The 24936-nt window shown below is 67.1% G+C and carries 25 protein-coding genes and 1 pseudogene; 21 read left to right on the top strand and 5 right to left on the bottom strand.

Features of this window, described 5'->3' with window-relative positions:
* The first annotated feature begins 137 nt into the window (after positions 1-137).
* The gene (gene rho, locus ACIHAO_RS24240) at positions 138-2168 is read left to right on the top strand and encodes a transcription termination factor Rho (protein ID WP_396561341.1); all 2031 of its coding nucleotides are present in this window, start codon (positions 138-140) and stop codon (positions 2166-2168) included.
* Between the two features lie 92 nt (positions 2169-2260).
* Positions 2261-2794: an AAA family ATPase gene (locus ACIHAO_RS24235; RefSeq protein WP_396561339.1), complete on the top strand. Its 534-nt coding sequence runs from the start codon at positions 2261-2263 to the stop codon at positions 2792-2794.
* A gap of 63 nt (positions 2795-2857) precedes the next feature.
* Here the strand turns inward: ACIHAO_RS24235 and ACIHAO_RS24230 are convergent, their stop codons facing one another.
* Positions 2858-3403 carry a CHAP domain-containing protein gene (locus tag ACIHAO_RS24230; protein WP_396561337.1) on the bottom strand — a complete coding sequence of 182 codons (546 nt, stop codon included), beginning with the start codon at positions 3401-3403 and terminating at the stop codon, positions 2858-2860.
* Positions 3404-3625: 222 nt separating this feature from the next.
* Here ACIHAO_RS24230 and rpmE point away from each other — a divergent pair, with 222 nt between their 5' ends.
* Positions 3626-3853, top strand: coding sequence for a 50S ribosomal protein L31 (gene rpmE, locus ACIHAO_RS24225; RefSeq protein WP_007028345.1), 228 nt, complete (start codon positions 3626-3628; stop codon positions 3851-3853).
* A gap of 80 nt (positions 3854-3933) precedes the next feature.
* Positions 3934-5004 carry a peptide chain release factor 1 gene (gene prfA, locus ACIHAO_RS24220; protein WP_396561334.1) on the top strand — a complete coding sequence of 357 codons (1071 nt, stop codon included), beginning with the start codon at positions 3934-3936 and terminating at the stop codon, positions 5002-5004.
* Positions 5005-5049: 45 nt separating this feature from the next.
* Here prfA and ACIHAO_RS24215 read toward each other — a convergent pair whose 3' ends face one another.
* Together ACIHAO_RS24215 and ACIHAO_RS24210 are read right to left on the bottom strand one after the other, a co-directional pair.
* Positions 5050-5787, bottom strand: a complete 738-nt coding sequence (locus ACIHAO_RS24215) for a hypothetical protein (RefSeq protein WP_396561332.1) — start codon at positions 5785-5787, stop codon at positions 5050-5052.
* 506 nt (positions 5788-6293) lie between these two features.
* Positions 6294-6680, bottom strand: coding sequence for a hypothetical protein (locus ACIHAO_RS24210; RefSeq protein ID WP_396561330.1), 387 nt, complete (start codon positions 6678-6680; stop codon positions 6294-6296).
* A gap of 173 nt (positions 6681-6853) precedes the next feature.
* Between ACIHAO_RS24210 and ACIHAO_RS24205 the strand changes: the two genes are divergently transcribed.
* Positions 6854-8086: an arabinofuranosyltransferase gene (locus tag ACIHAO_RS24205; RefSeq protein ID WP_396561328.1), complete on the top strand. Its 1233-nt coding sequence runs from the start codon at positions 6854-6856 to the stop codon at positions 8084-8086.
* A 3-nt stretch (positions 8087-8089) separates the two neighbouring features.
* Here the strand turns inward: ACIHAO_RS24205 and ACIHAO_RS24200 are convergent, their stop codons facing one another.
* Complete coding sequence (locus ACIHAO_RS24200; RefSeq protein WP_396561326.1) at positions 8090-9523, bottom strand: hypothetical protein; 1434 nt, start codon at positions 9521-9523, stop codon at positions 8090-8092.
* 31 nt (positions 9524-9554) lie between these two features.
* Positions 9555-10336, bottom strand: a pseudogene (locus ACIHAO_RS24195) (alpha/beta fold hydrolase).
* Positions 10337-10395: 59 nt separating this feature from the next.
* Here ACIHAO_RS24195 and ACIHAO_RS24190 point away from each other — a divergent pair.
* The 16 genes from ACIHAO_RS24190 (at position 10396) to ACIHAO_RS24115 (ending at position 24914) form a co-directional block, all read left to right on the top strand.
* Positions 10396-10743, top strand: a complete 348-nt coding sequence (locus ACIHAO_RS24190) for a MerR family transcriptional regulator (protein WP_396561324.1) — start codon at positions 10396-10398, stop codon at positions 10741-10743.
* 7 nt (positions 10744-10750) lie between these two features.
* A complete protein-coding gene (locus tag ACIHAO_RS24185; protein WP_396561322.1) occupies positions 10751-11299 on the top strand; it encodes an HD family hydrolase in 549 nt (182 codons plus the stop codon).
* A gap of 84 nt (positions 11300-11383) precedes the next feature.
* Positions 11384-12250, top strand: coding sequence for a peptide chain release factor N(5)-glutamine methyltransferase (gene prmC / locus ACIHAO_RS24180; RefSeq protein ID WP_396561320.1), 867 nt, complete (start codon positions 11384-11386; stop codon positions 12248-12250).
* Between the two features lie 193 nt (positions 12251-12443).
* Positions 12444-14429 (top strand): M6 family metalloprotease domain-containing protein, encoded by a 1986-nt coding sequence (locus ACIHAO_RS24175; RefSeq protein WP_396561318.1) that lies wholly within the window; start codon positions 12444-12446, stop codon positions 14427-14429.
* A gap of 116 nt (positions 14430-14545) precedes the next feature.
* Positions 14546-15196 carry an L-threonylcarbamoyladenylate synthase gene (locus tag ACIHAO_RS24170; RefSeq protein WP_276363696.1) on the top strand — a complete coding sequence of 217 codons (651 nt, stop codon included), beginning with the start codon at positions 14546-14548 and terminating at the stop codon, positions 15194-15196.
* A 72-nt stretch (positions 15197-15268) separates the two neighbouring features.
* Positions 15269-16420, top strand: coding sequence for a glycosyltransferase family 4 protein (locus tag ACIHAO_RS24165; protein ID WP_125792169.1), 1152 nt, complete (start codon positions 15269-15271; stop codon positions 16418-16420).
* Positions 16421-16476: 56 nt separating this feature from the next.
* Positions 16477-16932 (top strand): hypothetical protein, encoded by a 456-nt coding sequence (locus ACIHAO_RS24160; RefSeq protein ID WP_125785138.1) that lies wholly within the window; start codon positions 16477-16479, stop codon positions 16930-16932.
* Between the two features lie 378 nt (positions 16933-17310).
* Positions 17311-18108, top strand: a complete 798-nt coding sequence (gene atpB / locus ACIHAO_RS24155; RefSeq protein WP_396561315.1) for a F0F1 ATP synthase subunit A — start codon at positions 17311-17313, stop codon at positions 18106-18108.
* Between the two features lie 61 nt (positions 18109-18169).
* Positions 18170-18427: an ATP F0F1 synthase subunit C gene (locus ACIHAO_RS24150; RefSeq protein WP_125785136.1), complete on the top strand. Its 258-nt coding sequence runs from the start codon at positions 18170-18172 to the stop codon at positions 18425-18427.
* A gap of 33 nt (positions 18428-18460) precedes the next feature.
* A complete protein-coding gene (locus tag ACIHAO_RS24145) occupies positions 18461-19027 on the top strand; it encodes a F0F1 ATP synthase subunit B (RefSeq protein ID WP_396561313.1) in 567 nt (188 codons plus the stop codon).
* Between the two features lie 6 nt (positions 19028-19033).
* Complete coding sequence (locus ACIHAO_RS24140) at positions 19034-19855, top strand: F0F1 ATP synthase subunit delta (RefSeq protein WP_396561311.1); 822 nt, start codon at positions 19034-19036, stop codon at positions 19853-19855.
* Between the two features lie 110 nt (positions 19856-19965).
* Positions 19966-21603, top strand: a complete 1638-nt coding sequence (atpA, locus tag ACIHAO_RS24135; protein WP_396561309.1) for a F0F1 ATP synthase subunit alpha — start codon at positions 19966-19968, stop codon at positions 21601-21603.
* An 11-nt stretch (positions 21604-21614) separates the two neighbouring features.
* Positions 21615-22550: a F0F1 ATP synthase subunit gamma gene (locus ACIHAO_RS24130; protein WP_396561307.1), complete on the top strand. Its 936-nt coding sequence runs from the start codon at positions 21615-21617 to the stop codon at positions 22548-22550.
* Entirely contained in the window at positions 22550-23974 is a 1425-nt protein-coding gene (atpD, locus tag ACIHAO_RS24125) for a F0F1 ATP synthase subunit beta (RefSeq protein ID WP_125785131.1), read from the top strand. The genes ACIHAO_RS24130 and atpD overlap by 1 nt, the downstream gene beginning before the upstream one ends.
* A 114-nt stretch (positions 23975-24088) precedes the next feature.
* Positions 24089-24454, top strand: a complete 366-nt coding sequence (locus ACIHAO_RS24120; protein WP_125785130.1) for a F0F1 ATP synthase subunit epsilon — start codon at positions 24089-24091, stop codon at positions 24452-24454.
* 25 nt (positions 24455-24479) lie between these two features.
* Positions 24480-24914 (top strand): DUF2550 domain-containing protein, encoded by a 435-nt coding sequence (locus ACIHAO_RS24115; protein WP_125792177.1) that lies wholly within the window; start codon positions 24480-24482, stop codon positions 24912-24914.
* The last annotated feature ends 22 nt before the right edge of the window (positions 24915-24936 follow it).

Below are 24936 nucleotides of genomic sequence, written 5' to 3'. Positions count from 1 at the left end.
GAGGCCTTCTAGCTGTGTTCAACACGGCCGAGGAGCTGATCGCCCGTATCGGGGGCCAATTACGCCGTTTCGCAATCGGACGCGAGCGGCGGTCCGCTGATCCACCTGGAGGCGTGGATCGGTCAGGAAGGACATTTGTGAGCAACACCGATCTTTTGAGCGACGTCGAAGGTGGCGCCGCCGAGTCGAACGGCGCCGTCGCTCCCAAGCGCACGGTCGGCGGATTGACCGGCAAGACCGTCGCCGAACTGCGCTCGATCGCTGGGGACCTCGGCATCGGCGAGACGACGGGGATGCGCAAGGGCGATCTGATCGCGGCCATCCGCGAGCGCCAGGGCAAGACCAAGCGCAAGACCCCCGCCGCGGCGAGCGAAACGCTTCCGCTCGAGGGGATCGATGCCCCGCGCAAGGCTCCCAAGGCCGAAGCGCCCAAGACGGAGGCCCCGAAGCAGGAGGCCCCGAAGGCCGAAGCGCCGAAGGCGGAAACCGCCCCGGCCGAAGCCCCGCGTGCCGAAAAGGCCGCGGAGAACGGCTCCGCGCCCGCCACCGAGCGGACGGCACAGCAGGAGAACGGCCAGCAGGACGGCCAGTCGCCGCAGGAAGAGGGCGGCCGCAGCCGTCGTCGTCGCGGCTCCAACCGTGCCGCGGGTTCGCCCGAGCAGGGTGGCCAGCAGCGTGAGCGTGGCGAGCAGCGTGACCGCGGTGAGCAGCGTGAGGGTGGCCAGCAGCGCGATCGCGGTGAGCAGCGCGACCGTGGTGACCGGGGTGACCGCAACGAGCGTGGCGACCGTGGTGAGCAGGGCGGCAACCGTCAGGGCAACCGCGACGGCAACCGCGGCCAGGACCGCCAGCGCAACCAGCAGGGCGGCGGCCAGGACAACAGCCAGCGTCAGGGCCAGGGCCCGCAGGGCGACGACGACGAGGAAGGCGGCCGTCGCGGCCGTCGCTTCCGCGACCGTCGCCGCCGGGGTTCCGGCGGTGGCCGCGAACAGGGCGGTTCGCCCGACACCGAGATCCGCGAGGACGACGTCCTGCTGCCCGTCGCGGGCATCCTGGACGTGCTCGACAACTACGCGTTCGTGCGTACCTCGGGCTACCTCGCCGGGCCGAACGACGTGTACGTCTCGCTTTCGCTGGTCCGCAAGTACGGCCTGCGGCGCGGTGACGCCATCACCGGTGTCGTGCGCCAGCCGCGTGACGGCGAACAGCAGCGGCAGAAGTTCAACCCGCTGGTGCGCGTCGACTCGATCAACGGCCTGGAGCCGGACGAGGCCAAGCGCCGTCCCGAGTTCACCAAGCTGACCCCGCTGTACCCGAACGAGCGACTGCGCCTCGAAACCGAGCCGCACAAGCTCACCACCCGCGTCATCGACCTGGTGATGCCGGTCGGCAAGGGACAGCGTGCCCTGATCGTCTCGCCGCCGAAGGCCGGTAAGACGACGATCATGCAGGACATCGCGAACGCGATCTCGACGAACAACCCCGAGTGCCACCTGATGGTCGTACTCGTGGACGAACGTCCGGAAGAGGTCACGGACATGCAGCGGTCGGTGAAGGGCGAGGTCATCGCCTCCACCTTCGACCGCCCGCCGTCCGACCACACCTCGGTCGCGGAGCTCGCCATCGAGCGGGCGAAGCGGCTGGTCGAGATGGGTCACGACGTCGTCGTGCTGCTCGACTCGATCACGCGTCTGGGCCGTGCCTACAACCTGGCGGCCCCCGCGTCCGGCCGGATCCTCTCCGGTGGTGTCGACTCGACGGCGCTGTTCCCGCCGAAGCGGTTCCTCGGCGCGGCGCGCAACATCGAAAACGGCGGTTCGCTGACGATCTTCGCCACGACGATGGTCGAAACCGGATCCACCGGTGACACGGTCATCTTCGAGGAGTTCAAGGGCACCGCGAACGCGGACCTCAAGCTCGACCGGAAGATCGCCGAGCGGCGCGTCTTCCCCGCGGTGGACATCAACCCGTCCGGTACCCGCAAGGAAGATCTGCTGCTTTCGCCGGACGAGCTCGCGGTCACCCACAAGCTGCACCGCGTTTTACATGCACTGGATTCCCAACAGGCCATCGACCTGCTGATCTCGCGACTGCGCAAGACGAAGACCAACATCGAGTTCCTCATGCAGGTCTCGAAGACGGCCCTCGGCTCGAACGACGACGACTGATCCTTCGGTCGCCTTCGGCACGGCAATGAAGGGGCCTTTCATAGCAAATTTTGCTATGAAAGGCCCCTTCATCGCATTCAGAGGAGGCCGTGGTGGGTTCGCTGCCGGGACGGATCGTCGTCTACGGGGTCACCGGTTCGGGTAAGTCGACGCTGGCGCGAAAGCTGGCCGAGCGGACCGGGCTGCCGTGCCATTCGGTCGACGACGACCTCGCCTGGCAGCCGGGCTGGGTTCCCGTCCCCGACGACGAGCAGCGACGCCGGATCAGCGCGCTGGTCGCGGGGGACCGCTGGATCATCGACGGGATGTTCGCCAAATGGCGCGATATCGCGTTGCCCCGCGCCGAACTGATCGTGGCGCTGGACTATCCGCGCCGGGTTTCGCTGAGCCGTCTGGTGCGCCGGACCGTGGTGCGCTGCGTCACGCGGCGCCGGATCTGCAACGGCAACGTCGAAACGCTGCGGAGCATGCTTTCCGGCGATTCGATCATCGTCTGGCACTTCCGGTCTTTCGCCCGCAAACGGCGCACGATCCGTACTTGGGTCTCAGACCCCGACGTGCCCGTGCTGCGGCTGACTTCGCCACGCGCGACCGAGTGCTGGCTGACCTCGATCGACGTTCCGTGAAGGCCTCCTTGAGGGACCCAGAGTCCCTCAAGGAGGCCTTCACGGAACACCTGGGCCGAGTGCTCAGCGGTGCGGAACCGCCGCGGGGGTCCAGCCGCGGTAGTTGTTGAAGTAGTGCACGCTCGACGCGTGGCCGATCTTGCCGCCGATGCTGGAGGCGTAGATCCCGCCGGAGCCGTCGGCGATGCCGACGTGGCCCCACTGGCTGATATTCCAGTACACGAAGGAGCCCTTCGGCGGCGTCCCGGTCGTGTGCTTCGGGCTCGCGCCGTTCCAGTGCGCGTTGGCGGAGGCCCAGACGCCCGTGGTCCCGTACGCGTTCTCGACCGCCTTCTCACAGAGGCCCTGGTACGCGGTGGAGCCGATGCGGTTCTTGAACCACTGGACGGCCCCGGCGGGAGTGCCGTCGCCGGCGCCCTGGATGGCCAGGTCACCGTCGGACACCGTGGTGAACGTTCCCGCGGCCGGGTTGATGTCGGCGGCGGTGATGGTGGCGCCCGCTTCGGGGGCGGCCGGAGCGGCCCCGGCTACCGGAGCCAGGGCGAGGGCCGCGATGGCCAGCGCGGCGACGGACGCCGGCTTCGCCACCTTGGCGAGGATGTTGCGCATGATCAGTACCTCCTGTTGAGGAATTACCAACAGTGAGGAAGGTCTCGTGATCAAGTACAAATTTCGTACAACCGGGCGTGATAGTCGATAACTCAACGTGTTGGAATACTCCGGAGGAGGGGTGCGTTGAGTCCACTGCCAGCGCATCTGGCAAAATCATCCGCTGAAGTCCGGCACCGGTTCACCCCGCACGGGGACCCGGGGCCAACGAGAGAGGACACCATGAAGAGCGGTATTCACCCCGAGTACGTTGTCACGCACGTCAACTGCGACTGCGGCAACGAATTCACCACCCGCAGCACCAAGACCTCCGGCAACCTCCACGTCGAGATCTGCTCGAACTGCCACCCGTTCTACACCGGCAAGCAGAAGCTCATGGACACCGGCGGCCGCGTCGCGCGCTTCGAGGCTCGCTACGGCAAGCGCAAGAAGGCCGAAGACGCCAAGTAGCTTGAATCACGGCGCCTACCCGCATGTCCGGGTAGGCGCCGTTTTTCATGGTTCTGTCCAGGTCGTTGAGAGGTGGAGTGGTGGATTCGAGTTCGCTGAGGGGTCTGCTCGAAGAGCACGCCCAGCTGGAAGAGCAGCTGGCGGATCCGTCCGTGCACGCCGACCAGGCGCGCGCCCGCAAACTCGGCCGCCGGTACGCCGAGCTGAGCCCCGTCGTCAAGACGGTCCGCGAGCTCGACTCCGCACGCGACGATCTCGAGACGGCGAAGGAACTGGTGTCGGAAGACTCGTCCTTCGCGGCCGAGGCCGAGGAGATCTCCGCGAAGATCCCCGTGCTCGAGGCCAAGCTCACCGAACTGCTCCTGCCGCGCGACCCGTACGACGGCTCCGACGTGGTCATGGAGATCAAATCGGGTGAAGGCGGCGAGGAGTCGGCGCTGTTCGCCGGCGACCTGCTGCGCATGTACCTGCGCTACGCCGAGCGTCACGGCTGGAAGGCCGAGGTGCTCGACTCGGTCGACTCGGATCTCGGCGGCTTCAAGGACGTCACCGTGTCCATCAAGAGCCGCTCGGCCACCGTCGACGGTGTCTGGGCGCGGCTGAAGTTCGAAGGCGGGGTGCACCGCGTGCAGCGCGTGCCCGCCACCGAATCGCAGGGCCGCATCCACACCTCCGCGTCCGGCGTGCTCATCTACCCCGAACCCGAGGACGTCGAGGTCGAGATCGACCCGAACGACCTGCGCATCGACGTCTACCGCTCGTCCGGCCCCGGCGGCCAGAGCGTGAACACGACCGACTCGGCCGTGCGCATCACGCACCTCCCGACCGGCGTGGTCGTCTCGTGCCAGAACGAGAAGTCGCAGATCCAGAACCGCGCCCGCGCCCTGCAGGTGCTGCAGGCCCGCCTCCAGGCGATCGCCGAGGAGGAGGCCGCCGCGAAGGCGTCGGACGCGCGACGCTCGCAGATCCGCACCGTCGACCGCTCCGAGCGGGTCCGCACCTACAACTTCGCCGAGAACCGCATCGCCGACCACCGGGTGAACTACAAGGCGTACAACCTGGACCAGGTCCTCGACGGCGACCTCGACGGCGTGCTGGACGCGCTCATCACCGCGGACCGCGAAGAGCGACTGGCCGAACACGCCGGCTGACCCGCGACGGACACGCTCCGGCCGAGCTGTCCTTCGGAAGAATCGCTAGCCGGGTTCGGTGTAGAACGGGTCGTCCTCAAGCCTGGTATGGATGGCCCGGACGGACATGCTCACCCGCGAGAGCCTGTCGGCCACCTCGCTCGAGACCCGGCTGAGCGCCTCTTCGCCGCTTTCTCCGGCATGAGCCGGGAAAGCCGACAGCAGCACCGCCTCGCAAGGGCCCGCGTCCGTGCTGATCCGGACCAGCGAGGCCGACAGGTCGGTCGCGGGACGGCCGCACAGATCCACGGCCGAACGCAGGTCACCGGTGGGGACGTAGAGATGCACCCGCGAAATGACATCGGTTTCCGCGCGCGGGGAGAAATCGTGCCGGGGGACGTACGCGGGTTCACGCGGATCGGTGCCGCCGACGGCCGCCATCAGCGAATAAAGCGTGTATCCGTCGGCTTGGGTGTCGTAGGCGTCGTAGCTTCCATATTGGCCGGTCTCCGGCGTACCGTGAATCTCGAAGAATTCCGCGTTCAGGCCGAAGTGGAAAAGCGCCGGTACCGCGGCCCGGTGCAGCGTCTCGGCGAGTTCCTCACCGTCCGCCGGAGGCGTGCGATAACCCACGGAGACCGAATAGCCCTTCCAGCCACCTTCGGGATCCGCCCGGCAGATCTCCAGCTCGGTGGCCTCGAACTCGCCGATGAGACGATCGCCCAGCGCGGCGGCCGCGGCGAAATCCTCGGTCTCGATATTCGCGGATATCCGCGTGACGACTTCCGTTTCCCGGAGATCCATGACTGTTCGGCGAGCCCTTCGGTGACAACAGATGCGCCGCAGTCTACGTGTCGTCCGCGTCGCATACTGTTGCGGGCTGCCGGGAGCCGAACTTATTCGGCTCCCGGCGCGCCAGAGAGTCCTCGGCGAACAATCAATCACTACCGTGTAGCTGATTCGCGATGGACTCGTGGAAAAGCAACTCTTTTTCCGACCCTTGTCGGGAATTTCTTGTTATTCGAACCCGTGACGCCACCACGAACCCCTCTGCATTGGGGCTGCTCAGTTCGAACAGTAGATCTGGCGATTTGAGTGCTTCGGGATATGGACCATGACTCTCCACTACCTTCAGGGAGAAGGGTGCCCGGTAGAAACGACTGACCTCCAGTCGGTCGACATTCTCGAAGTACACCCGTATCACCTCGTCGTCACCGCTTGCGCTCTGTAGTACCAGCTGAGAATGACTGACAGTGTACTGCCAAAGCTGAAAGGCTTTATCGCTGTGCCAAATCGAGTTGTTCATCGACTCATTTCAATGGGTTGTATGGCAACGGCTTTCCGTCTCTGTGGAATATTACCCTACTCCATGCGGAAGGTGTGATTTGAATCTGATATAGCTCCCAGGCGGTCGCATGGCCGACATAAGGGTCGGCTGTCGCGCCGACTTTCGCCATCTCTTTTGGGTTGGGGATGTCGTCTAGATTGAAATGAATCCTCGTTTTCCCATCATTCAAGTAGTCGAGAAATTTCTGATACCATATCTTGGTTCCGGGCCAATGCTTGTGATAGGGGGCCCCTGTTTTAAGCGAGAATTCGAAAAGTGCCGCCTCGCTCCTGCTTGTGCTATCGAGGCCGAGTGCGATGTCGTCGCATCCAGAGTTGTGGACCAAGGCGGTTGCGCCCTTGGTCGACACGAAGAACGTATGGATATTGGCAACCGTGAGATTGTGGACACGGGTTGATTCGTCATACGACCTGACACTGGAAATTTTCGTAGGTCGCCCCGTTGTGCCCAGTACGTGCTGGCCACGCTTCAGGTCTTGGGCAGCTGATCAGCCTGTGGCTCGGCGGGACCTGGTGGCTCCTGGTGCGGCGCGGTAGCGAGCAGCCGTTCGGTCCGCTGTGGTCGACGGCGGTGGTCATCGGGCTGGGGCCGCTCGTTCGCCCGGACCTCGCTTTGTTCAGTTTGGCGGCCATGGCCGGATTGCTGGTGCTCACCTGGCGAGGTTGGCGGCCCACGCTGCTTCTGCTGGGCGCCGCAGCTGTACTTCCGGTGTCGTATCAGGTGTTCCGGATGGGTTACTACGGCCTGATCACCCCGAACACGGCGCTGGTGAAGGAGGCTTCCGAGGCGCTGTGGGACAGCGGATGGACGTATTTCGGGGATTTCGCCGGTCCTTACCTGCTGTGGATTCCGGTCGCCGCGTGCCTGCTCGCCGGGTTCGCGTTGGTGTGGCGGAAGTCCGTGAGTCGCCGGGTGGTGGTGCTGGTGGCCGTCCCGCTGGTGGGTGCCGTCCTGCTGGCGGCGTACGTCGTCCGGGTCGGTGGGGACTTCATGCACGGGAGGATGTTGCTTCCCGCGACGTTCTGCCTGTTGCTTCCGGTGATGGCGGTCAGGGTCACCAAGCTGACGTCCGTGCCCGTTCTCGCGATCGCCGTCTGGGCCGTGGTTGCCGGTGGCTGGCTACGAGCCCCTTACGCGGGCTTGGAAGAGCCGATCGACGAGCAAGAGGTCATCGCCGACGAGCGAGCCGCTTATGTGGCGGCCAGCGGGACCGAGCACCCGATCCTGGCGCGGGACTTCCGGTTGTTCGCGGAGATGACCGACGACGCGCGTAAGCAGCTGGCCGCCAAGCGGGACCCTTCCATCCATGTGTATGCGCCGTCGACGGGATGGGTTGCCTACCCTTCGGCGAACGGTCGCGACGTGCTCACCTACTTCAACATCGGCGGCCCCGGCATGCTCCTGCCGCTCGACGTGTGGGTGCACGACTCGATCGGGCTCGTCAACCCGGTGGCGGCGCACAGCACCACCGTGCCGGGCAGGCGGATCGGGCACAGCAAGTTCGCCGGGTCCAACTGGGAGGTCGCCGGCCTCGGCGCGGAGCCGACGGAGGCCGCGGCGGCACGGGGCCAGTACAAGCAGGAGAACCTCGACGCGATTCAGAGGACACTGGGCTGCCCGCACAACAGGGAAATGCTCGACTCCGTCCGCGCGCCGCTGACCTTCGGACGATTCTGGGAGAACCTCATCCACTCCGTCGGCCGAAGCGGACTGCGCTACGACCGGAACCCCGAGAAAGCACAAACATGCGGCTGAAGATCAGCCGGAGACGGACGCCTTCTCCGGTTCGCGTTCTTCGACGACCGGCGCCTCTTCCTTGCGCCGCGGCAGGAACGAGAGCGCGGCGAAGGCGGCGGCGAGCAGGGTCGGGTAGATCGTCAGCTGCTGGTGCTTGACGTTTTCGATGCCTTCCGCGAGGCCGGAGACCAGGATCTGGCCCATCGCGAAGAGCAGGAACATGAGCACGACGATGCCGACGTCGCGGCGTCCGGTGCGGTTGCGGAAGGCGCGGAGCCCCGCCCAGCCGATGAGCAGCCAGATCGGCAGGAGGGCGAACAGCCCCAGCGGGGCGAGCCAGCCGGTGATCCCGGACAGCACCGGGACGCGGTACTCCTTGGCGAGCGGCGGCTGCCCGGCGTGTTCGCCGAAGCTGCCGAGGTTCGGCACTCGCGCGGTCAGCGTCTCCTGCGCGGACCGGTGCAGCATCTGGACCACGCGCCCCGGGTGATCGAGGTAGTACTGGGCGACGTTGCGGCGGCTGATCTTGTCGCGGTACTGGGCGTACTCGGGGTCGCGCCAGGCCGCGTTCGCGCTCCACCAGCCCGTGCCGATGTACTTCGCGAACTCGGGCGGGAGGCCCAGTGCGGCGAGGTCGGCGGTGGTGTCGTGCTTTCCGTCCACGATCCCGTTGAACACGACGTGGTACATGTTGGCTTCGCGGTATTCCGCGTTGGCCGAGTCGCCCGCGCCCTGCACCAGCGCGGTCCCCGTGCCGACGACGGCGAGGACGGCCAGCGGCAGGACCCACCTGGCGAGGCCTCGGGTGCCCGCCGGGCGGACGAACAGCAGCGCGAGCGCGAACAGCGGGATCAGCAGCAGGGTCTGCGACTTCGCGTTGATGCCGATCATCGCGCCGAGCACGGTGACCGCGGCGCCGGTGTAGCGCCACGGACCGGTGCGGTGCATGAGCAGCAGCCCGCCGGCGAGCAGGAGCATCCCGACGAAGGCGGCGCCCTCGCTCAGCACCGAGGCGAAGTACCCGAAGAAGGCCGAGTCCGCCGCGACCAGCAGCAGCGCGGCCGTGGCGATGACGCTGTTCCGGACCGACAGGCGCAGTCCGACGACGATCGCGGCGATCCCGCCCGCGACCAGCAGACAGCCCAGCACGCCCAGTACCAGCAGGTTCAGGATCGCGGATGAGCCGAGCAGCTGCCCGATCTCGCTGGCGATCTTGTCGATCCAGCTCTGGCTGGAGATGTACTCGCTGTTGCAGGCCGGGGCGGGGCCGTACGAGAAGCGGACGAAGTATTCCGAAGGCCTGTCGAGCTCGCGGGCGCCGAGCTGGCACAGGATGCGCCAGCCGTCGCCGTTGTCCGCCATGCCGATCGGACGCGGAACCAGGAAACGGACGAGCAGCACCCCGAGCGCCGCGAAGAACACGCCAAGGGTCAGTCGGATTTCCCGGATCTTCACCCGCGTCACCTTAGAAGATTCCGCAGGGTGATCAGCTCGTACCCTCGCTAAAACCGGCGGAAAGGAACTTCTGGATCACGCCGAGCCATTCGTCGCGGGCTTCCACGCCGATCCCGTGCCCGGCCTCGATCTCGACCAGTTCGGCGCCGGGGATCCCGGCCGCGAGTTCGCGGGAGTGGGCGGGGCAAGGCCGTCCAGTGTCGTGGCGATGACGAGCGTGGGGACCGAGATCCCGGCGAGTTCGGCCCGGGTGTCGACGCCGGCGACCAGGCCGACGTGCTCGGGGCTGCCTTCCGGGATGAAGCCGGCGAGTCCCTCGATGGCGGCTTCGAGCTCCGACGGCGACAGCGCGTTCAGGTGCTTCTCGCCGGTGGCGGCGAAGGTGAGGAACTTCGCCAGCAGCTTCCGGTCGCCGCCCAGCAGTTCGCGCCAGATGTCGACGGCCAGCAGGAGCCGGTTGTCCGGTTTCGTGAACCCGGCGGTCAGGATGAGACCGGTCACCCGATCGGGGTGCCGGGTCGCGGCGCGGACGGCGACTCCGGTGCCGAGGGAGTAGCCGAGGATCGTGAAGCGATCGAGTCCGGCATCGACGGCGATGGAGACCAGTTCGTCCGCGACGGTGTCGAGGTCCAGCGGTTCGGTGCTGCGCGGTGTGGCCCCGGAGCCGGGGTAGTCGGGGCCGACGACGGTGTGGGTGCGGGCGAGGTCGTCGATGATGCCGCCGAAGTTGCCCTCGACGCTGCCGCCACCGCCGTGGGCGAGCAGGAGACCGGGGCCGGATCCGCGGACGACGTGCGCGAAATGATTCGTCATGCCTGCGACGTTAGGTACTGACATCGATGTGAAGGTCAACCACGGATGACGGGGGTCACATGCTGATCGGCGAGCTGTCCCGGCGGACCGGCGTGAGTCACCGGCTGCTGCGCTATTACGAGGAGCAGGGGCTGCTGGTCTCGCGACGCGACTTCAACGGCTACCGCACCTTCGACGACGACGCGGTCACCACGGTGCGGCAGATCCGCGCGTTCCTCTCGGCGGGGCTGAGCACGCAGGTCATCGCGAAGGTGCTGCCGTGTGCGAACGGCGAACTGCCGGAACTCGACCTGTGCCCCACGGTCGTGGCGGAGATCCGGCGCGAACTGGCCGAAATGGACGACCGCATCGACACGCTCCGGCAGCGTCGCGGGACACTGGCCGGATATCTCACCGTCGACGCGTAGGAGAACTGTGGAAGCCCTGGCCAGATTCGGCTTCGAACTGGGTGTGCTCAAGCGGATCCGACGGGCCGGGTGGTGGCAGGCCGGGGTCCGTGACCCCGAATCGGTCGCCGAGCACACCACCCGGGTCGCGCAGCTGGCCGGACTGTTGGCGGCCGAGGGCGGCGCCGATCCGGCCAGGGCGGCGTATCTCGCGCTCTGGCACGACACGCAGGAGACTCGGACCGGCGATCTTCCGCACACGATCAAGGGTTTCGTCGAGAAGCCGGATCCTCGGGCGATCACCGCCGCGCAGACGTCGGCGCTCCCCGGCGCCGCGCGTGACTCGGTACGCGACGCCGTCGACGAGTACGAAGCCGCGGAAAGCCCCGAAGCGTTGTACGCACGCGACGCGGACAAGCTCGAAATGCTGCTTCAGGCCGTCGAGTACCGCGATGTCGGCGTACGGAACGTCGACGAGTGGATCGCTTCGGCGACGAAGAGCCTTCAGACCGAACTCGCGCGTCGTGTGGCCGAAGCGGCGCTGACGTTGTCGTCGCTCTCGTGGCGGGTGCGCTGAAAGCAATCGATACCCTGAGCCCGCGTGTATCGACCCCGGCACGCGTGCCTCGTGTGTCAGGCTTGACTCTGTGAAGGAACACCAGTGAACCGGCAGCCGTTGCGCCTCGCCATCATGGAAGCGACCCGCATTCTCACCGAGGCCGGTGTGGCGTCACCGCGCTCGGACGCGGAGCTGATCGCCTCTCATGTCCTCGGCGTCGACCGCGGCCGTCTGCCGATGGTGCCGCTGGTGGACCCGCCGGTCATCGACGCGATCGGCCAGCTCGTGAACCAGCGGGCCAAACGGATCCCGCTGCAGTACCTCACCGGCTGGGCCGCGCTCGGCGACATCACGGTCAACGTCGGCGCCGGGGTGTTCGTCCCGCGCCCGGAGACCGAACTGCTCCTGGAATGGGGCCTCAAACTGCTGCACGGGCGCGAGTACCCGGTGGTGGTCGATCTGTGCACCGGCTCCGGCGCGCTGGCGCTGGCCGTGCAGCACGCGCGGCCGGACGCCGTCGTCTACGCCGTCGACATCGACGCGCAGGCGCTCGCGTGGGCCCGGCACAACGCCGACGTCCACGCGGACGCGGGGGACACGCCCATCCGGCTGTATTCCGGCGACGTCGCGGACAGCACGATGTTCGCCGAACTCGACGGGCTCGTGGACCTGGTGCTGTGCAATCCGCCGTACGTGCCGGAGGGCACGCCGGTGCCGGCCGAGGTCGCCGAGCACGACCCGCCGCGGGCGGTGTTCGCGGAGGAAAGCGGGCTCGCGGTGATCCGGCACGCGATCGCCGCCGCCGCCCGGCTGCTGCGGCCCACCGGCGGGTTGGCGATCGAGCACGACGACACGCACGGCTCCGCCGTCCCGGCGCTGGTGCGGGCGCGGCGGGTGCTCACCGACGTCCAGGGGCATCTCGACCTCGCCGGACGACCTCGTTTCGTCACCGCCCTGCGCGTCTCCTGAGGTTTCCGCCGCAATTCGGCACCTGGTTGCGGTACTTGCGCGTTGCAACGACCGCAACCAGGTGCCGAATTGCGGCGGGTACGGCCGGATAGTTAGCGAGACTCACGACTTCCGGCGGTGCCCAGGGCAAAGCCCAGCTCCTAACGTCGGTCTCGGCCGCCTCATCGGCGGTCCGACTGGGAGGTGTACCCCGATGCGATCGTCTCTCCGACGAGCCCCACTCAGAACACTCGCCGTCCTCGCCACCGTCGCGCTACTGCCGGGTCTGGTCGCCCAACCCGCGTCCGCCGCGGTGCCCGCGCAGGGCTGGCCCGCCCCGATCGACGGGTCGACCTGGGAGAACCAGGACCACATGACGTGGGACGACTACCGCAAGCCGCCCGGCACCAACTGGGCCGATCCTTCGCTGAAGCCGACAAAGCGGACATTCAAGGGCGCCGTGGTGCTCGCGGACTATCCGGACCAGGAGTTCGCCGTCACGCAGCCGACGCATTCGACGGTGTTCGGCAACCCCGGCCCCGCCGCCAGCAACATCCCCCGAGCGAACGTCGCGAAGTTCTACCAGGACTTCCTGAACAAACCGCAGGCGCTGAACCAGGGCCACACCATCAACGAGTACTGGATGGAGGACTCCGGCGGCAGGATGGGCGTCGAACTGACCGCGTTCGGGCCGTACCGGCTGCCCGGCAAGTCCTTCGAATACGGCATGGAGTTCCAGCCCGACGCCTGTCCGCCCGGCGCGAACTGCAAGCGCGACCTGCGGGCGGACGCGGGCGCCGCCTGGCGGGCGGACGTGGGTGACGTCTCCAAGCAGTTCGACTTCATCTTCTATCTTTCCGCGGGCCAGGACGAGAGCGCGACCTGGCAGGAATTCGGCGTGATGAAGTTCGGCGAGCCGGGGAACGTGCCCGCCGAATTCGGTCCCGGCGTCGAGGGAATGCCGAACGCCGCGTCCACCCGCTATGTCCCGTGGACTTCGTGGAAATCGGCCGCCAGTATCTGGCCGAACGCGGTCACCGGTTCCTCGACCCAGGCGGAAAGCTCGGGTCAGGCGGTTTACGCGCACGAACTGAGCCACATTCTCGGCATCGGCGACAACTACAACAACCCGTTCGGCACTCCGCCGTCCCGGACCTACACCGGTCCGTGGGAGATGATGTCGCGCGGCAGCTTCAACGGTCCCGGCGGACCGCACACGCGCTGGCAGATCCCGGCGACGCAGGGCGGCTCGATGGGTTCGCATCACATGGTGCGCACCAAGATGAAGCTGGACATCATCGATCCCGAAGACGTCCTGAAGATCGACCGGAACCAGCTCGCCTCGAACGGCCCCGTCTCGGCCAGGATCACGGCGCGTTCGGTCCTTCCCGGACAGGGCGCCTACAGCGGCATCAACATCGCGCTCAACGGCGGGGACCTCTCGCCGAAATGCGACCGTGCGAAGGATCCGTTCTGTGATGGTGGCGGCTACGACAATTACACCGTCGAGGTCGTCGACCGGATGGGCAGCGATTCCTTCGCCCCCGATTCCGGCGTGATCATCGCGAAGACGAAGAACAAGGACAACGCGCCGTTCGAATGGATCGTCGACGCGAATCCGGCCGACATCGGCATGACCGACTACAAGAAGCCCGACGGCACCGCGGTCCCCATTCCCATCGGCGACTACCGCCAGCTCAACGACGCGGCGTTCAAGGCGGGCACCGGTTCGGCGAGCAAGTACGAGTACACCGACGAGGCGAACAAGCTGAAGTTCCTCGTCTCGGACGTCGAGCGCGACCGCAAGGGCGTGCTGTCCTACGTCGTCACGGTGGCCTCGCTCGACGGGGCGGGTTCGCAGGCCAGGGGTGTCTCGCTGTGGCCGTCGGCCCCCGCGTTCGCCAAGCAGGGGCTCGCGAGCTGCTCGTTCCCGGTCATCAACACCGGCAACGCGAAGGGCGCGGCGGCGCCGTACAACACCGACACCTACCGCTTGAGCGCCTCCACCAGCGCGAAGGGCTGGGAGGTGCGGCTACCGAACGAGCTGTCCACCGTCCCGTTCGGCGGGCGGTCTTCGGCGACGGCGCACGCCAAACGGGCCGCGGGCGGTGACCACGTCGCGCACATCAAGCTGACCGCGACGTCCATCGCGGACCCGGCGAAGACGGCGACGTCGTTCTGCACCGCTTTCGCCTTCTGACGGTCGCCTCGGCTGCAATGAAGGGGCCTTTCATAGCAAAATTTGCTATGAAAGGCCCCTTCATTGCACGGGCCGGGCGCCTTCGCGTATCCGGCACAGCGCTAGGCTCAGGCGCCATGAGCGCGGTGTACGACTGCAGCAAGCGTGAATCGCGGGCCGACGGGCTCGCCGCGGCGGCGAGCGCGGTGCGCTCCAGCCGCCTCGTCGTCCTTCCGACCGACACGGTCTACGGCATCGGCGCGGACGCCTTCGACGGCGGCGCCGTGCAGTCCCTCCTGCGGGCGAAGAACCGCGGCCCGGACATGCCGGTCGGCGTCCTGGTCGGCTCCTGGTCCACTGTGGACGGACTCGTGCTCGGCACGCCGCCGCAGGCTCGCGCGCTCATCGAGGCATTCTGGCCCGGCGACCTCTCCATCGTCCTGCCGCACGCGCCGAGCCTGCAGTGGGATCTCGGTCAGTCACGCGGAACGGTGATGCTGCGGATGCCGCTGCACCCGGTCGCGCTGGAACTGCTGCGTGACGTCGGCCCGATGGCGGTCTCCAGCGCCAACGTGTCCGGCCAGCCGCCCGCCTCCACCGCGCAGGAGGCCGTCGATCAGCTCGGCGACAGTGTCGCGGTGTACCTCGACGGCGGGTCGACGGGGGAGCCCGTTCCGTCCACGATGGTCGATCTCACCGGCGACGACCCGGTCATCCTGCGGGAGGGCGCGGTCAGCCGTGCCGCCGTCGCGGAAGTACTGGGAGTGCCCGCGGAGTCACTCGCCTAGACCGTTGGCCGCCGTATCCCCCCAGCGCGGTAGCGTGTTCGAGTGACTTGGACCTCGGCGGCGTAACGCATCATGCCTCCTACGCAAGGTCTCCCGATCCGGGAGTACATCCTCGTCGCCCTCACCGCGGCGGCCGTGACCTTCCTGCTCACCGGCGTCGTGCGGCGGGTCGCGATCCGGATCGGCGCGATCGCCAACCCGCGGGCCCGCGACGTCCACGTCACTCCGATCCCGCGGATGGGCGGCATCGGCATCTTCCTCGGCGTCGCCGCCGCGATGGGGCTCGCGCACCAGTTGCCGGCGCTGAGCCGCGGCTTCGACTTCTCCTTCGACTCGCTGGGCGTCCTGCTCGCGGCCGGGGTGATCTCCCTGATCGGCGCGCTCGACGACCGGTTCGAACTGGACGCCTGGACGAAACTGGCCGGGCAGGTCATGTGCGCCGGGATCCTGGTGATCTTCGGGGTCCAGTGGGTGTCCTTCTGGGTGCCGTGGGGTGGTGGCGGCGAATCCTTCGGCCAGGTGCTGGTGCTGGACAAGAACCAGGGCGCGCTGCTGACCGTCGTGCTGGTGGTCGTCATGGTCAACGCGATGAACTTCGTCGACGGCCTCGACGGGCTCGCCGGCGGTCTCGGCTTCATCGCCGCCGCGGCGACGTGTTCCTTCTCCCTCGGCCTGCTCGATTCCTCGGGCGGTGACGTCGGCGCGTACCCGCCCGCCCTCATCGCCGCCACGCTCGCCGGGGCCTGTCTCGGCTTCCTGCCGTACAACTTCCAGCCCGCGAAGATCTTCATGGGCGACTCGGGTTCGATGATGATCGGCCTCATGCTGGCGGGCGCGACGACGTCCGCGTCGGGCCGCGTGCCGTATCCGCAGTTCAGCGGTAAGGACGCGCTCGCGCTGCTCTCACCGCTCGTCGTGGTCGCCGCGGTCCTTTTCGTCCCGCTGCTGGACCTGATCATGGCGGTCATCCGCCGCACCCGGCGCGGCGAGAGCCCGTTCGCCGCGGACAAGATGCACCTGCACCACCGCCTGCTGGAGATCGGGCATTCCCAGCGCCGCGCGGTACTGCTCATCTACTTGTGGGCGGGCCTGCTCGCGTTCGGCGCGGTTTCGGTGACGTTGTTCGACAGTGCCGCGGTCTTCTGGATCGTCGGCTTCGGCTTCCTGCTGGCGACCCTGGTCTCGATCGTGCCGAGGCTGCGGTCGAGGAACCGGACTGCCTGAACGCCCGTATCGGCGCGGGCCTACACTGGCGGGCTGAGACGACCAGGGAGTTTTCTGTGAGCGAGACCGAGAAGACCGTCGAGGCGGAGGAGAACCCTCACGCCAAGGTGGTCCTGCAGGCGGCCAACGCGATGACGCGGGCCTCCCTGATCGCGACACCGCCGGTCGTGCTGGCCTGCATCGTGCTCTTCACCATCCTCAATGGACTCCCGGGACTCGTCGGGGCGGCCATCGGCGGCGTGCTCGCCATTCTGTCCGCTCTCGCGACGATGGGCCTGATGCGCTTCAGCGCGGGCATGGACCCGATGTTCGTGATGGTGATCGCTCTCGGTGGTTACGTGCTCAAGATCTTCCTCCTGTTCGGGGCGCTCACGCTGCTGCGCGGGTGGTCGGATCTGCACCCGATGTCCTTGGGCATCACGATGATCGCGGCCATCCTCGTGTCCGCCGCCGTGGAGTTCGCCGCCTTCCGCAAGACCAAGATCCCGACGATCATCCCCGCTTCCCGCTGACCCCGGGACCGAGGTCCTGACCTGGGACGGGACCTAGGTCCTCGGCCGATCGGGGGCAATGTAGTACGCCTGTACGGCCTGTCGGAACCTGCTGATATGGTCCGCGTATGGGCGGCGGCCTCGGCTGCCGGCTCCTGATGACGAACCCCGAACAGCAGTGTGGCGGCGGCGTTGAATCGTCCCTCTTACCCGCTGGTAGGCGTCTGTCTCCCGGGAGCGCTGCATCGAGAATCCTCGTGTGCGGAACGTGAAACCGTGTTCAGCACATCGTGGGGTGGCCGCCTCCGACGGCCCGATACGTGTCGGGTACGTTAAGTCCAGATCGTGACGATTCCCCCGGCGGAGTGAACGCCGGCCGGGAGAACCGGAAGGAGCCCAGTGGGCGCGCTGGTACTAGCCGAGGGTGCGGAGTTCACGCCGCCTGGCGTCAAAGACTTCAACCTACCGCCGTTGTTCGGCTCCGGCCCTTGGTTGAGCTTCACCAAGCCGATGTTGCTGGTGGTCATCTCCCTGATCATCATCGTCACCTACTTCATGGTGACGTCGCGCAGGCTGAAGGTCGTCCCGAGTAAGGGACAGTTCATGGCCGAGTCTCTTTACAACTTCGGCCGCAACAACATCGCGCGGGAACAGATCGGCTCTGCCGACTTCAAGCCGTTCATCCCGTTGATCCTCGGGTTGTTCAGCTTCGTGCTGGTGAACAACCTCTTCGGCATCATCCCGTTCTTCCAGTTCCCGACCATGGCGCGAATCGGCTTCCCGGTCGCACTCTCGTTCCTTGTCGTTTACCCGGTGTACCACTACGTCGGCTTCAAACGCCACGGGTTCAAGGGTTACCTGAAGAAGGAACTGGCGCCGGCGGGCATTCCCGGATTCGTTCTGCCGCTGTACTCCACCATCGAGTTCGCGCAGAAGTTCTTCATCGCGCCGGCCACGCTGGCCATCCGAGTCTTCGCGGCGATGTTCGCCGGGCACCTCATCATCATGGTCTTCACGCTCGGCGGGAGTTTCCTGCTGACCGAGGGCGAAGGCATCGTGAAGGTCGCGTCACCGGTGGCATTCCTCTTCGCCATCGCGATGACGTTCCTGGAGGCCTTCATCCAGATCCTGCAGGCGTACATCTTCGCGCTGCTGTCCGCAGGGTACATCGGCGCCGCGCTGGCGTCGGAGCACTGAGAAACACCAAAAGCCCCCGATCCGCGTGAGTCGCGCGGACCGAGTTTGAAGGGAAACGCACGTGAGCAACATCGTTCTTGCGCAGGCTGCCGAGGCCGCTTCCAACATCAACCCGGGTCTCGCCGCCATCGGCTACGGCCTCGGCGCGATCGGCCCCGGTATCGGTGTGGGTCTCATCTTCGCCGCCGTCATCAACGGCACCGCTCGCCAGCCGGAGGCGCAGGGCAAGCTTCAGGGCATCGCCTTCTCGACCTTCGTGCTGACCGAGGTGCTGGCGCTGATCGGTATCGTCATCTACTTCCTCGCCTCCGGCGCCTGAGTTTCCCGACTCAATCTCGCTTAAGGAGACGTTGTGCTGAAGACCGACTTGGTGTTGGCCGCGGGAGACGCGCCCAACCCGATCGTGCCGCACATTCCCGAGCTCATCCTCGGTTTCGTCGCCTTCCTTCTGCTGCTGTTCGTTCTGAAGAAGTACGTCGTTCCTCGTTTCGAGACGGCTTACGAGGAGCGGACCAAGCTGATCGAGGGTGGCATCGAGCGGGCCGAGAAGGCGCAGGCCGAAGCCGAAGAAAACCTCGCGCAGTACAAGGCGCAGCTGGCGGAAGCCCGTTCCGAGGCCGCGAAGATCCGCGACGACGCCCGGCTCGAAGCCGAGCAGATCAAGGCGGAGCTTCGCACCGAGGCGGAGGCCGAGTCCCAGCGCATCGTCGCCCAGGGGCAGGCTCAGCTGCAGGCCCAGAAGGCGCAGATCATCGCCGAACTGCGCGCCGAACTCGGCCGTAACTCCGTGGAGCTGGCAAGCCGCATCGTCGGCGAGTCGCTCGCGGACGACGCGCGCCGCCACGGCACCGTGGACCGGTTCCTGGCCGAATTGGAGACCGCCGGTACCAACGGTGCCGGTCTCGGAGCGGGAAAGTAGACCAGAATGACGCTGCATGCTGCGAGCCGTGAAGCGCTCGACCTCGCCGAGAATCGTCTCGGCGAGGTGTTGGCCGCCGCGGGTACCGACCCGGCGACGGTCGGCGACGAGCTGCTTTCGGTCGTCGCCCTGCTGGACCGGGAGATCGGCCTGCGCCGGGCCGTCGCCGACGGTTCGGCCACGCCCGAAGCCCGGATCGGCCTCGCCCGCGGGATTCTCGCGGGCAAGGTTTCCGAGCCGGCCCTGCAGGTGCTCGACTCCGTGGCGGGCAGCCGCTGGTCGAGCCCGCGCGAACTGACCGACGGGCTCGAGGCCCTCGGCCGCTCGGCGCTGCTCACCAGTGCGGAGAAGTCCGGGAACATCGACGCTGTCGAAGACCAGCTGTTCCGGGTCACTCGTATCGTTGCGGGTGCACCGGAGCTCGAACAGGCCTTGTCCGACCTGACCGCTCCCGCCGAGGCGAAGCGGACCCTCGTCCGCACTCTGTTCGCCGACAAGGTGGACGTGGTCACCAAGACCCTCGTCGAGCAGGTCGTCCTGCGCGCCAAGGGCCGCGGGGTCGGCAACGCCCTCGAGCGGCTGGTCCAGCTGGCCGCGGAACGCCGTCAGCGCTCGGTCGCCCAGGTGACCAGCGCGAGCGCGCTGTCCGACGAGCAGCACGCTCGGCTGAGCGAGAAGCTCAACGCCCTGTATGGGCGGCAGCTCGCGCTGCACGTCGAGGTCGACCCGTCGCTGGGCGGCGGACTCGTGGTCCGCGTCGGCGACGAGGTCATCGACGGCAGCACCGCGGGCCGGCTGGACGCGCTACGGCGGCGACTCGCCGGTTAGCCGCGGGCCGGGGGCGGGCCCCGCAGGGGGCGGGGAAAGACCAGCCTGGCTAGCTGACCCACAACAACGACTTTGCACACTGGCACGAACGAAGCGAGAGCGGGATTGAAATGGCGGAGCTGACGATCTCCTCGGATGAGATCCGTAGCGCGATCGAGAACTACGTCTCGAGTTACGCCCCGGACGTGAGCCGGGAAGAAGTCGGCGTCGTCGTCGACGCCGGTGACGGTATCGCCCACGTAGAGGGCCTCCCCTCGGCCATGGCCAACGAGCTGCTCGAGTTCCCCGGCGGGGTCCTCGGCGTGGCGCTGAACCTGGACGCGCGCTCCATCGGTGCCGCGATCCTCGGTGACTTCGAGACCGTCGTCGAAGGCCAGGAAGTCAAGCGGACCGGACAGGTCCTTTCGGTTCCGGTCGGCGAGGGCTACCTCGGCCGCGTCGTGAACCCGCTCGGCGCCCCGATCGACGGCCTCGGCGAGATCGAGACCACCGACCGCCGCCCGCTGGAGGTCAAGGCCGCTTCGGTGGTCGAGCGCCAGCCGGTGTCGGAGCCGCTGCAGACCGGTATCACCGCGATCGACGCGATGACCCCGATCGGCCGTGGCCAGCGTCAGCTGATCATCGGTGACCGCAAGACCGGTAAGACGGCCGTCGCGGTGGACACGATCATCAACCAGAAGGCCAACTGGGACTCCGGCGACCCGAAGAAGCAGGTTCGCTGCATCTACGTCGCGGTCGGCCAGAAGGGCTCCACGATCGCCGCGGTCAAGAAGTCCCTCGAGGACGCCGGCGCGATGGAGTACACCACCATCGTCGCGGCCCCCGCGTCGGACTCCGCCGGCTTCAAGTGGATCGCGCCGTACACCGGTTCGGCCATCGGCCAGCACTGGATGTACGAGGGCAAGCACGTCCTCATCGTGTTCGACGACCTGACCAAGCAGGCCGACGCGTACCGCGCGATCTCGCTGCTGCTGCGTCGCCCGCCGGGCCGTGAAGCCTTCCCCGGCGACGTCTTCTACTTGCACTCCCGTCTCCTCGAGCGTTGCGCGAAGCTCTCGGACGAGCTGGGCGCGGGCTCGCTGACCGGTCTCCCGATCATCGAGACCAAGGCGAACGACGTGTCGGCGTACATCCCGACCAACGTCATCTCGATCACCGACGGTCAGTGCTTCTTCCAGTCGGACCTGTTCAACGCCGGTCAGCGCCCGGCCATCGACGTGGGTATCTCGGTCTCCCGCGTGGGTGGTGCCGCGCAGGTCAAGGCGATGAAGTCGGTTTCGGGTTCGCTCCGTATCGACCTGTCGCAGTACCGCGAGCTGGAGGCCTTCGCGGCCTTCGCTTCGGACCTCGACGACGCGTCGAAGGCGCAGCTCGAGCGTGGTGCCCGCCTGTACGAAGTGCTCAAGCAGCCGCAGTACTCCCCGATCCCGGTCGAGGAGCAGGTCGTCACGGTGTACCTGGGCACGAACGGGCACTACGACTCGGTCCCGACCGAGGACGTGCGCCGCTTCAACCACGAGTTCATCGACTCCGCCCGTCGTAAGCACGGCGAGCTCCTCAAGGACATCCGCGAGTCGGGCAAGTTCTCCGACGAGACCGCTTCCGGGCTGGTCGACGCGGTGAACGAGTTCAAGAAGGAGTTCACCACCGCCGAGGGCAAGAGCCTCGTCGAGGTCTCCGACGCGATGGCCGCCGAGAAGGTCGGGCAGGAGACCGTCAAGGTCAACAAGCCCGCACCGAAGAAGTGAGCTGATAGCTCATGGCCGCACAACTCCGAGAACTCCGGTCGCGTATCAAGGCGACCAAGTCCATCGGCAAGATCACCAAGGCGATGGAGCTCATCGCCACCGCGCGCATCACCAAGGCGCGGGCGAAGGTCGCGGCGTCCCGGCCCTACTCGGACGAGATCACGAACGTGCTCTCGGCCCTGGCCGGCGCCTCGGCCAACCTCGACCACCCGTTGCTGGTCGAGCGCGCCAACCCGAAGCGTGCGGCGGTCCTCGTGATCACCAGCGACAAGGGCCAGTGCGGTGGATACAACTCCAACGTGCTGAAGGCGACCGAGGAGCTCCTCACGCTGCTGCGTGAACAGGGCAAGGAGCCGGTGCTGTACGTGACCGGCAACAAGGGCCTGAGCTACTACCGCTTCCGTGGCCGCGAGGTGACCGAAAGCTGGACGGGCTTCTCCGACCAGCCCGGTTACGTCAACGCCTCGGAGGCCGGTGAGCTCATCGTCGAGTCGTTCCTGAACGGCGCCGACGACGAGGCGGGCAACGCCGACGGCATCCTGGGTGTCGACGAGATCCACGTCGTCTACACCGAGTTCGTCTCGATGCTGACCCAGCGTCCGACCGCCAAGCGCGTCGCGCCGCTCGAGGTCGAGTACACCGAAGGCGAAGAGAAGCCGGAAAGCCTGCTCCCGAGCTACGAGTTCGAGCCCAGTGCCGAAAAGCTCCTCTCCGCGTTGCTGCCGAAGTACATCAACACGCGGATCTTCGCGGCGATGCTCGAGTCGGCGGCGTCCGAACTCGCGGCCCGCCGGACCGCGATGAAGGCCGCGTCGGACAACGCGAACGATCTGGTGAGCACGCTGACGCGGGAGATGAACCAGGCCCGTCAGGCGCAGATCACCCAGGAGATCTCCGAAATCGTCGGTGGGGCGAACGCGCTCACCGCAGCAGGAAGTGATGACTGATGACCAGTACTGAAGCCCGTGCCAAGGGGCGCATCGTCTCGGTGACCGGCCCGGTCGTCGACGTCGAATTCCCGCGCGGTTCCGTCCCCGACCAGTTCAACGCGCTCAAGGTCGAGATCGAGTTCGAGCAGCTCCGCAAGACGGTGACGCTCGAGGTCGCCAGCCACCTCGGTGACAACCTCGTCCGCACCATTTCGCTCCAGCCGCAGGACGGCCTCGTCCGTGGCGCCGAGGTCACCGACACCGGCGGCCCCATCACGGTGCCGGTCGGCGACAAGGTCAAGGGCCACGTCTACAACGCGCTCGGCGAGTGCCTCGACGAGCCCGGCTACGGCGACGACCTCGAGCGCTGGGGCATCCACCGCAACCCGCCTTCCTTCGACCAGCTCGAAGGCAAGACGAAGATGCTGGAGACCGGCCTCAAGGTCGTCGACCTGCTGACCCCGTACGTCGAGGGTGGCAAGATCGGCCTGTTCGGCGGTGCCGGCGTCGGCAAGACGGTGCTCATCAAGGAGATGATCACCCGTGTCGCCCGGAACTTCGGTGGCACCTCGGTGTTCGCCGGTGTCGGCGAGCGCACCCGTGAGGGCAACGACCTCTTCCTGGAGATGTCCGAGGACGGCGTCATCAACGACACCGCCCTCGTCTTCGGCCAGATGGACGAGCCGCCCGGCACGCGTATGCGCGTCGCGCTGTCCGCGCTGACCATGGCGGAGTACTTCCGCGATGTGCAGAACCAGGACGTGCTGCTCTTCATCGACAACATCTTCCGGTTCACCCAGGCCGGTTCCGAGGTGTCGACCCTGCTGGGCCGCATGCCTTCGGCCGTGGGGTACCAGCCGACGCTGGCCGACGAGATGGGTCAGCTCCAGGAGCGGATCACCTCGACCCGTGGTCGTTCGATCACCTCGATGCAGGCGATCTACGTCCCCGCGGACGACTACACCGACCCGGCCCCGGCCGCGACGTTCGCCCACCTGGACGCCACCACGGAGCTTTCGCGTGGCGTGTTCCAGAAGGGCATCTTCCCGGCGGTGGACCCGCTGGCGTCGACGTCGACCATTCTCGACCCGGCCATCGTCGGTGAGGACCACTACCGCGTGGCCTCCGAGGTCATCCGGATCCTGCAGAAGTACAAGGAACTGCAGGACATCATCGCGATCCTCGGTATGGACGAGCTCTCGGAAGAGGACAAGCTCACCGTTCAGCGCGCGCGCCGCATCGAGCGGTTCCTCTCGCAGAACATGCTGGTCGCCGAGGCGTTCACGCAGATCCCGGGCTCGACCGTGCCGCTGTCGGAGACCATCGAGTCCTTCGACCGCATCACCAAGGGCGACTTCGACCACTACCCGGAGCAGGCGTTCCTGGGTATCGGTGGCCTCGAAGACCTCGAGAAGAAGTACAAGGAAATCACCAAGAAGTGATGTTCCGATGAGCGGCGGGATCAGTGTCTACTGTGGACGCTGGTCCCGCCGTTCGCATAGTTGGAACTTTGACTATTACACTCGGTGCCAGCACCTGAAGTGAAGGGAAGCTACGTGGCTGAGATTTCTGTCGAGCTGGTAGCCGTCGAGCGCCGTCTCTGGTCGGGTACCGCCACGTTCGTGGTGGCGCAGACCACCGAGGGCGAGATCGGCATCATGGCCGGTCACGAGCCTGTCCTCGGTCAGCTCGTCGAGGGCGGCGTCGTCAAGGTGACCACCACGGACGGCGAGACCGTGACCGCCGCGGTGCACGGCGGATTCCTGTCGGTCACCGCGACCGGCGTGAGTGTCCTCGCCGAAAGCGCGGAACTTTCGCACGAGATCGACGTCGATGCGGCCAAGAAGGCGTTGAGCGGCGACGACGAGCAAGAGCGGGCTAGGGCGACCGCCCAGCTCCGCGCGGCCGGTCAGTCAGTCTGACCGGGCGAAGGACAGGGGCCGGGCCGTGGAAATCGCCGTGGGTGTTCTCGGGGCCCTGACCATCCTGGCCGTTCTCGCGGCCTGGTATTCGTTGCGGTGGGTCCGGATGCGCCGCGGTGGTGGCGTGAGCGTCGCGCTGCGGTGGCGTCCGGACGAGGCGCGGTCCAGCTGGCATCTGGGGCTGGGCCGCTACGAGGGCGACGAGTTCGTCTGGTTCCGGGTGTGGAGCCTGCGGACCGGCCCGGACCGCGTGTTCCAGCGGGCGAGCATGGAAGTCGCGGACCGTCGCGACCCCTCCGGCACGGAGGCGTACGCCGTCCCCGAAGGCTCGATCGTCCTGCGATGTGAGTCCGCCACGCAGGAGGCGATCGAGATCGCGATGGGCCCCGGCGCCCTCACCGGTTTCCTCTCCTGGCTCGAATCGGCCCCGCCGGGCCGCCGCCTCCCGCGCGCTTCCTGAGTTCCGCCTTCAAACACGCGAG

The organism is Amycolatopsis sp. NPDC052450 (genome assembly GCF_044547565.1).
Taxonomy (GTDB): domain Bacteria; phylum Actinomycetota; class Actinomycetes; order Mycobacteriales; family Pseudonocardiaceae; genus Amycolatopsis.
This window is presented reverse-complemented; position numbering and strand designations above follow the sequence as displayed.